General features: G+C 71.6%; 7 protein-coding genes and 2 pseudogenes. 4 read left to right on the forward strand and 5 right to left on the reverse strand.

The annotated features are described in order from the left end of the window. The 3 genes and pseudogenes from Q7T52_RS03255 to Q7T52_RS03265 all read left to right on the forward strand — a co-directional run. Positions 1-506, forward strand: a pseudogene (locus Q7T52_RS03255) (polyphosphate kinase 2 family protein); the annotation flags it as partial. After that, positions 503-1,282, forward strand: coding sequence for a HipA family kinase (locus Q7T52_RS03260; RefSeq protein ID WP_304799348.1), 780 nt, complete (start codon positions 503-505; stop codon positions 1,280-1,282). The pseudogene Q7T52_RS03255 and the gene Q7T52_RS03260, both read left to right, overlap by 4 nt. Continuing rightward, entirely contained in the window at positions 1,279-1,659 is a 381-nt protein-coding gene (locus Q7T52_RS03265; protein ID WP_304799349.1) for a DUF3037 domain-containing protein, read from the forward strand. Before Q7T52_RS03260 ends, Q7T52_RS03265 begins: the two co-directional genes overlap by 4 nt. A 166-nt stretch (positions 1,660-1,825) precedes the next feature. Here the strand turns inward: Q7T52_RS03265 and Q7T52_RS03270 are convergent, their stop codons facing one another. The 5 genes from Q7T52_RS03270 to Q7T52_RS03290 all read right to left on the reverse strand — a co-directional run bounded on the left by Q7T52_RS03270 (position 1,826) and on the right by Q7T52_RS03290 (position 6,203). Then, positions 1,826-2,596 (reverse strand): sirohydrochlorin chelatase, encoded by a 771-nt coding sequence (locus tag Q7T52_RS03270; protein WP_304799351.1) that lies wholly within the window; start codon positions 2,594-2,596, stop codon positions 1,826-1,828. Between the two features lie 49 nt (positions 2,597-2,645). After that, on the reverse strand, positions 2,646-3,392 hold the full coding sequence (locus Q7T52_RS03275) for a phosphoadenylyl-sulfate reductase (RefSeq protein WP_304799353.1): 747 nt from the start codon (positions 3,390-3,392) through the stop codon (positions 2,646-2,648). Continuing rightward, positions 3,389-3,559: a hypothetical protein gene (locus Q7T52_RS03280; protein ID WP_304799355.1), complete on the reverse strand. Its 171-nt coding sequence runs from the start codon at positions 3,557-3,559 to the stop codon at positions 3,389-3,391. The genes Q7T52_RS03275 and Q7T52_RS03280 overlap by 4 nt, the downstream gene beginning before the upstream one ends. Beyond that, complete coding sequence (locus Q7T52_RS03285; protein ID WP_304799357.1) at positions 3,556-5,274, reverse strand: nitrite/sulfite reductase; 1,719 nt, start codon at positions 5,272-5,274, stop codon at positions 3,556-3,558. Before Q7T52_RS03285 ends, Q7T52_RS03280 begins: the two co-directional genes overlap by 4 nt. Positions 5,275-5,558: 284 nt before the next feature. Continuing rightward, the gene (locus Q7T52_RS03290; protein ID WP_304799359.1) at positions 5,559-6,203 is read right to left on the reverse strand and encodes a dihydrofolate reductase family protein; all 645 of its coding nucleotides are present in this window, start codon (positions 6,201-6,203) and stop codon (positions 5,559-5,561) included. Between the two features lie 111 nt (positions 6,204-6,314). On the opposite strand from Q7T52_RS03290, the pseudogene Q7T52_RS03295 reads away from it, so the two are divergent. Continuing rightward, positions 6,315-7,247: pseudogene (locus Q7T52_RS03295) on the forward strand (glycine hydroxymethyltransferase); the annotation flags it as partial.

The following is a 7,247-nucleotide window of genomic DNA, read 5'->3' on the forward strand; positions in this document are numbered from 1 at the left end:
AGCGCGCCCTGCCCCTGCCCGGCTACGTCGGGGTCTTCGACCGCTCGCACTACGAGGACGTCCTCATCGCGCGGGTGCGCGAGCTCGCCCCGGCCGACGAGCTTGAGCGCCGCTACGGCGCCATCAACGACTTCGAGCGGCGGCTCGTCGACGGCGGCACCACGGTCGTCAAGTGCATGCTCCACATCTCCGCCGACGAGCAGAAGGAACGCCTCCTCGCCCGCCTCGACGACCCCACCAAGCACTGGAAGTTCAACCCCGGCGACATCGACGAGCGCGGTGCGTGGCCGGCCTACCAGGAGGCCTACGAGGTCGCGCTCGAGCGCACCCACACCGAGGCCGCGCCGTGGCACGTCGTACCCGCCGACAAGAAGTGGTACCGCAACCTCGCCATCGGCACCCTGCTCCTCGACGCCCTGCGCGGCCTCGACCCGCAGTGGCCGGCCGCCGACTTCGATGTCGCCGAGCAGCGCGCCCGCCTCGAGAGCGAGGCCCCGCTCGCGTGAGCGACGACCAGACCGCCCTCACCGCGCTCGAGACGGTCGCCGTCACCCGCTACGTCACCCCGCTCCGCGAGGGCGGCAGCCTGCCCGGGATCGTCGAGGCCGAGGACCTCGGCACCTACGTCCTCAAGTTCCGCGGCGCCGGCCAGGGCCCGCGGGTGCTGGTGGCCGAGGTCATCGTCGGCGAGCTCGCCCGCCGGATCGGCCTCAACACCCCGCGCCAGGTCGTCCTCGACCTCGACGCCGAGATCGCGCGCTACGAGGCCGACGAGGAGGTCCAGGACCTGCTCACCAAGAGCATCGGCCTCAACCTCGGCATCGACTTCCTGCCCGGGTCCTTCGGCTTCGACGGTGCCACCGGCACCACGCCCGAGGTCGCCGGGACCGTCGTGTGGCTCGACGCGTTCTGCGCCAACGTCGACCGCTCCTGGCACAACCCCAACCTGCTGCTCTGGGGTGACGACCTCTGGGTCATCGACCACGGCGCCGCCCTCTACTTCCACCACGCCTGGCCCGGCGGGATCACCGACCCCCTCCGCTTCGCCGCCCAGCCCTGGGACCCCAGTGACCACGTGCTCCGCGAGCGCGCTGGCGACCTCGCCGCCACCGACGCCCGCCTCACCGAGGTCGTCACGCCCGACCTGATTACCGAGGTGGTCGCCCTGGTGCCCGACACCTGGCTCGACCCGGTGCCCGGCGGCGAGACGCCCGAGGCGCTGCGCGCGGCCTACGTCGCCTTCCTCACCGCCCGCCTCGGCACGAGGCAGTGGCTCCCGTGACCCGCCACGCCTACCAGTACGTCGCCCTGCGCTGCGTCCCGCGCGTCGACCGCGAGGAGTTCCTCAACGTCGGCGTCGTCCTCTACTGCCACGCCACCGACTTCCTCCAGGCCGCGTGGCAGGTCGACCCCGCCCGCCTCGGAGCCGTCGACGCCCTCGTCGACCCCGACCAGCTGCGTGAGGCCCTCGCCTTCGTCGACGCCGTCTGCGTCGGCCACGACCGCGCCGGCAGCGCCGGCCGCGCACCGGTCAGCCAGCGCTTCGGCTACCTCAAAGCCCCCCGCAGCACCGTCCTGCAGCCCGGCCCCGTCCACGGCGGCGTCACGGCCGACCCCGCCCGCCAGCTCGAGCGCCTTCTCCACCACCTGGTGGGATGACGCCGACCCGTCAGCAATCGCTGACGGGTCACCGCAGACGACGCTGACCCGTCAGCAATCGCTGACGGGTCACGCAGACGACGCCGACCCGTCAGCAATCGCTGACGGGTCAGCGAAAAATGCGCTGACCCGTCGTAGATCTACGACGGGTCAGCGTAAAACCGGGTCAGACGGGGACGAGCTCGACGGCGCCGACGGCGTAGCGGGCCAGGATGACGCGGGCGACCTCGGGGTGGGCGCCGATGGGGTCGGAGACGGCGACGGCGCCGGCCTCGACCGCGAGCTCGGCGGCCCGGTCGGTGAGCTCGCCGGGCGTGAGGAAGAGCGAGGCGACGGCGATGTGGCGGCGGCCCTCGGCGCGGAAGGCGCGGACGGCCTCACCGGTGGCGGGCGGCGCGCTGGCGGCGTAGGCCGCGGTGACGGGCAGCTTGTGGTGGGTGCCCCAGAGGCGGGCGAGGCGGGCGACGGACTGGTTGGCCAGCGGGTCGGCCGAGCCGGCGGCGGCGAGCACGAGGGCGTCGAGCTCACGGCAGCGGGCGTCGCGCAGGGCTTCGCGCAGCCGCTCGTCGAGGACCTCGAGGAAGCACGCCTCGAGACCGAGGGGGGCGCTGACCCGGACCTGCAGGCCGGCGTGACGGGCACTCGCCGCGTCGATCGCCTCGGACAGGCCGTCGAGGCCGCCGAAGGCCTCGGAGAGCACGAGGGGGACGACGACGATCTCGTCGTGGCCGGCCTTGACCAGCCGGTCGACGACGGTCTGCAGCTCGGGGCGCGTCCAGCGCGCCCCCGTGGTGCCGGCGGCCGGGTCGAGGAACGCGCGCTCGACGCGGAGGTCGGAGCGCTGCGCCTTCACCTCGTCGACGAGGGCGGTGATCGTCTTGGTGGTCCGGGAGTCGCGGCTCGCGGGGGCCAGGGCCACCAGTGCGGGAGCAGCCATCAGGGTCGCTTCCTCTCTTGCTGCGTGGGGTCGAACGCGTGAGTCGGGGTCACTGGTGGATCCCGCACTCGGTCTTGTTGGTGCCGGCCCAGCGCCCGCTGCGCGGGTCCTCGCCGGGCGCGACGCGACGGGTGCAGGGCGCGCACCCGATCGAGGGGTAGCCGTCGTAGACGAGCGGGTTGACCAGGACGCCGTTGTCCGCGATGTAGCGCTCGACCTGCTCGTCGCTCCAGCGGGCGAGCGGGGAGACCTTGACCTTGCCCTTCTTGGCGTCCCAGCCGATGACCGGCGCGATGACCCGGTTGTGGGTCTCGGCGCGGCGCAGGCCCGTCGCCCAGGCGTCGTACGACGAGAGCGCGTCGGCCAGCGGGGCGACCTTGCGCAGCGCGCAGCACCGGTCGGGGTCAGTCCGGAAGAGGTCCTTGCCCTCGGTGGCGTCCTGCTCGGCCACGGTCTGCTTGGGGGTGATGGAGAGCATCGTGACGTTCAGCGTGTGCTGCACGGCGTCACGGGTGCCGATGGTCTCGGCGAAGTGGTAGCCGGTGTCGAGGAAGACGACGTCGATGCCGGGGACGACCTTGGCCGCGACGTGGGCGAGCACGGCGTCGCCCATCGACGAGGTGATCGCGAACCGGTCGCCGAAGGTCGCGGCGGCCCACTCGATGATCGTCTCGGCGGGAGCGAGCTCGAGCTCGGCGCCCCAGTGGGACACGAGGTCGCGCAGCTCCTCGGGGGAGCGGCCGTCGGTCGAGATGCCGCGGAAGTCCCGGGCGGCCTGGGTGGTCACGGTGGTCATCGCTGCACCCCCTCCGGGCTCGACTCGCGGCGGAGCGTGCCGAGCATCTTCACCGAGAAGACCCGCTGGCAGTCGCGGCACTCCCACGCTCCGTGGGTCGCCTCGTGGGGCCAGAGGTTGGTGTCGCCGCAGTAGGCGCAGTGGAAGGGCACAGCACGCTCGCTCATAGTGAGGTCAACACCTTCTCCCCACGAAGTAGTTCCTCGTCGGCGCGCGCGACCCAGGTCGCGAAGTTCTCGTCGGCGTCTACCCGGTCGAACAGGTAGTTGCTGACGATCGCGGTGATGTAGTCGTCGAGGCCGGCGCTGGTCACCTTGTGCGCGCGCAGCTTGCGACCGAAGTTGGCCTGCAGCCCGGTCGCGCCGCCGAGGTGGACCTGGAAGCCCTCGACCTGCTGGCCCTCGTGCATGACGAGCTGGCCCTTGAGGCCGATGTCGGCGACCTGGGTGCGGGCGCAGGCGTTGGGGCAGCCGTTGACGTTGACGGTGATGGGGGTGTCGAGCTCGGGGAAGCGCTTCTCGAGCTCGGTGACCAGCGAGCGCGCGCGCTCCTTGGTGTCGACGATGGCGAGCTTGCAGAACTCGATGCCGGTGCAGGCCATCGTGTTGCGGCGCCAGTTGGAAGGCCGGGCCGACAGCCCGATCGCGTCGAGGCGGGCGACGAGCTCCTCGACCACCTCGGGGCGTACGCCGATCAGCACGATCTTCTGGTACGGCGTCAGCCGGGCCCCCGCGACGGCGTACTCCTCGATCAGGTCGGCGAGCTGCACGAGCATGGTGCCGGAGACGCGGCCCGCGACCGGCGCGATGCCGACGTACTTGAGGCCGTCCTTCTGGTCGTGGATGCCGATGTGGTCGCGGTGGCCGACGGGGGAGGCGGGCGACTCGCACGAGACGAGCTCGCGGCCGAGGTACTCCTTCTCCATCACCTCGCGGAACTTCTCCACGCCCCAGTCGGCGACGAGGAACTTGAGGCGGGCGCGCGAGCGGAGCCGGCGGTAGCCGTAGTCGCGGAAGACTGACGCGACGGCCGACCAGGCGTCGGCGACCTCGTCGAGCGGGATCCAGACGCCCAGCTTGGCCGCGAGCATCGGGTTGGTCGACAGCCCGCCGCCGACCCACAGGTCGAAGCCGGGGCCGTGCTCGGGGTGGACGGTGCCGACGAAGGAGATGTCGTTGGTCTCGGGGGAGACGTCGTGGCCGGGGTGGCCGGTCAGCGCGGTCTTGAACTTGCGCGGGAAGTTGGAGAACGCCGGGTCGCCGATGAAGCGGTCGAAGATCTCCTCGAGCGCCGAGGTGCCGTCGATGATCTCGTCGGCGGAAACGCCGGCGACCGGCGAGCCGAGGAACGGCCGCGGCGAGTCACCACAGGCCTCGAGGCTGCTCAGCCCGGCGGCGTCGAGGCGCTCCCAGATCTCGGGGACGTCCTCGACGCGGATCCAGTGGTACTGGATGTTCTCGCGGTCGGTGACGTCGGCGGTGTCGCGGGCGAAGTCGACGCCGATGGTGCCGAGCGCGCGGACGGCGTCGTGGGACAGCAGCCGGCCGTCGGAGCGGACGCGGAGCATGAAGTACTCGTCGTCGAGCTCCTCCTCCTCGAGCATCGCGGTCTTGCCGCCGTCGAAGCCGGGGGCGCGCTGCGTGTAGAGGCCCATCCACCGGAACCGGCCGCGCAGGTCGGCGGGGTCGATGGAGGCGAAGCCGCGCTTGGAGTAGATGTTGAGGATCCGCGCCCGGACGTTGAGCGGGTCGTCGTCCTTCTTGGACTGCTCGTTCTTGTTGAGCGGCTCGGTGAAGCCCATCGACCACTGGCCCTCGGCCCGCTTGGGCTTGGGGATCTCGGTGTGCTTCGCCTTCTGGGACTGGAAGCGCAGGTCAGGCATGAGCAGGTGGTCCTTCGCTGTTCGCTGGCAGCGCCTCGAAGGGGCGCGGGGGACGTGGTGTCTCGTGGTCAGCGGTAGCGACACATGCTGCTGCGCGTGCGCCCGAAGTCCACGTGGCGGCGTACCACGAGGAAGGCGTGCGTCTCAGCTGTGACCATGGGATGGAGTCTCACGGTCCGGACACCCTGTCCACAATCGCGAATCTCGTGATGTGAGACGCGGATCCATGATGTGAGACGCGGCCCCGAAATCCAGGCGTAACACGGCGCCCGGTGCGGCGTACGTCACACCGAGGCGCTCGGTCCCACGTCGTAGCGGACGTGCGTGGCGTACGGCGAGTGCGCCACCTCGACGACCCGGAGCGTCGGCAGGGCGCCCCCGTCGAAGATCCGCTCACCCGCCCCCAGCAGCACCGGCACGATGTCGAGGGCCAGCGAGTCGACCACCCCCGCGGCCAGCGCCTGGCGGATCGTCGCGGCCCCGCCGGCCACGTGCACGTCGCCGTCGCCGAGCTCGCGGGCCCGCTCCAGCCCGGCGTCGAACCCGCCGGTGACGAAGTGGAACGTGGTGCCGCCGGCCATCTCGACCGGCGCGTGCTCGTGGTGGCTGAGGACCACCACCGGCGCGTGGTAGGGCGGCTCGTCGCCCCACCACCCGCGCCACTCGCCGTGCTCGTCCTCCCAGGACTCCCAGGTCCCGCGCACGGGGCTGAACATGTTGCGTCCCATCAGGTAGGCCCCGCGGTCGCGCAGCAGCGAGTCGGCCCACGCCTTGTCGACGACCCGCCCGCCCTGCTCGCGGTCGGAGTGCCAGCGGTGCAGCGCCATCCCGCCGGTGCCGCCGGGGGAGTCCGGCGCCTGGTCGGGCCCCGCGATGAACCCGTCGAGGGAGATGCTGCAGTGCACGGTCGTGTAGGTCGGTTGCTCCATGCCCCTACCGATCGGCGCGGCACGCCGTACTCATCGGTCGGGCTCATGGGTCGGGCTCGTCACGCCGCGAGGATGTTCCGACGAGCCGGGCTGCTGGCTAGGCTCGCCACCATGGCTGACCGCACCGCGCCCGACCTCGCTGGCCTGACCAGCTCCGCCTACTCGCAGGCTCTCGAGGTCATCGCCTCGGTCGAGCCGCGCATCGCCGACGCGACCCGCCAGGAGCTCGCCGACCAGCGCGCCTCGCTCAAGCTGATCGCCAGCGAGAACTACGCCTCGCCGGCCGTGCTCCTCACCATGGGCACCTGGTTCAGCGACAAGTACGCCGAGGGCACCGTCGGCCACCGCTTCTACGCCGGCTGCCAGAACGTCGACACCGTCGAGACGATCGCCGCCGAGCACGCCCGCGAGCTGTTCGGCGCCGAGTACGCCTACGTCCAGCCCCACTCCGGCATCGACGCCAACCTGGTCGCCTTCTGGTCGATCCTCGCCCACCGCGTCGAGGGTCCGTGGCTCGAGAAGGCCGGCCACAAGAACGTCAACGAGCTCACCGACGCCGACTGGGAGTCGCTGCGCAAGGAGCTCGGCAACCAGCGCCTGCTCGGCATGGCGCTCGACTCCGGCGGTCACCTCACGCACGGCTTCCGGCCCAACATCAGCGGCAAGATGTTCCACCAGCAGCAGTACGGCACCGACCCCGAGACCGGCCTGCTCGACTACGACGCCCTCGCCGCCAAGGCGCGCGAGTTCAAGCCGCTGATCCTCGTGGCCGGCTACTCGGCCTACCCGCGCCGGGTCAACTTCGCCAAGATGCGCGAGATCGCCGACGAGGTCGGCGCCACGCTCATGGTCGACATGGCCCACTTCGCCGGTCTCGTCGCCGGCAAGGTCTTCACCGGCGACGAGGACCCCGTGCCCCACGCCCACGTCGTCACCTCCACCACCCACAAGAGCCTGCGCGGCCCGCGCGGCGGCTTCGTCCTGGCCACCGAGGAGTACGCCACCAGCGTCGACCGCGGCTGCCCGATGGTCCTCGGCGGCCCG

Source organism: Nocardioides sp., from assembly GCF_030655615.1.
Lineage (GTDB): Bacteria > Actinomycetota > Actinomycetes > Propionibacteriales > Nocardioidaceae > Nocardioides.

Excerpts from the sequence above, each read along its gene's own strand:
- Q7T52_RS03280 (WP_304799355.1), bottom strand. The coding sequence starts at position 3,559 with ATGAGCGAGCGTGCTGTGCCCTTCCACTGCGCCTACTGCGGCGACACC.
- Q7T52_RS03285 (WP_304799357.1), bottom strand. The coding sequence starts at position 5,274 with ATGCCTGACCTGCGCTTCCAGTCCCAGAAGGCGAAGCACACCGAGATC.
- Q7T52_RS03270 (WP_304799351.1), bottom strand. The coding sequence starts at position 2,596 with ATGGCTGCTCCCGCACTGGTGGCCCTGGCCCCCGCGAGCCGCGACTCC.
- Q7T52_RS03275 (WP_304799353.1), bottom strand. The coding sequence starts at position 3,392 with ATGACCACCGTGACCACCCAGGCCGCCCGGGACTTCCGCGGCATCTCG.
- Q7T52_RS03290 (WP_304799359.1), bottom strand. The coding sequence starts at position 6,203 with ATGGAGCAACCGACCTACACGACCGTGCACTGCAGCATCTCCCTCGAC.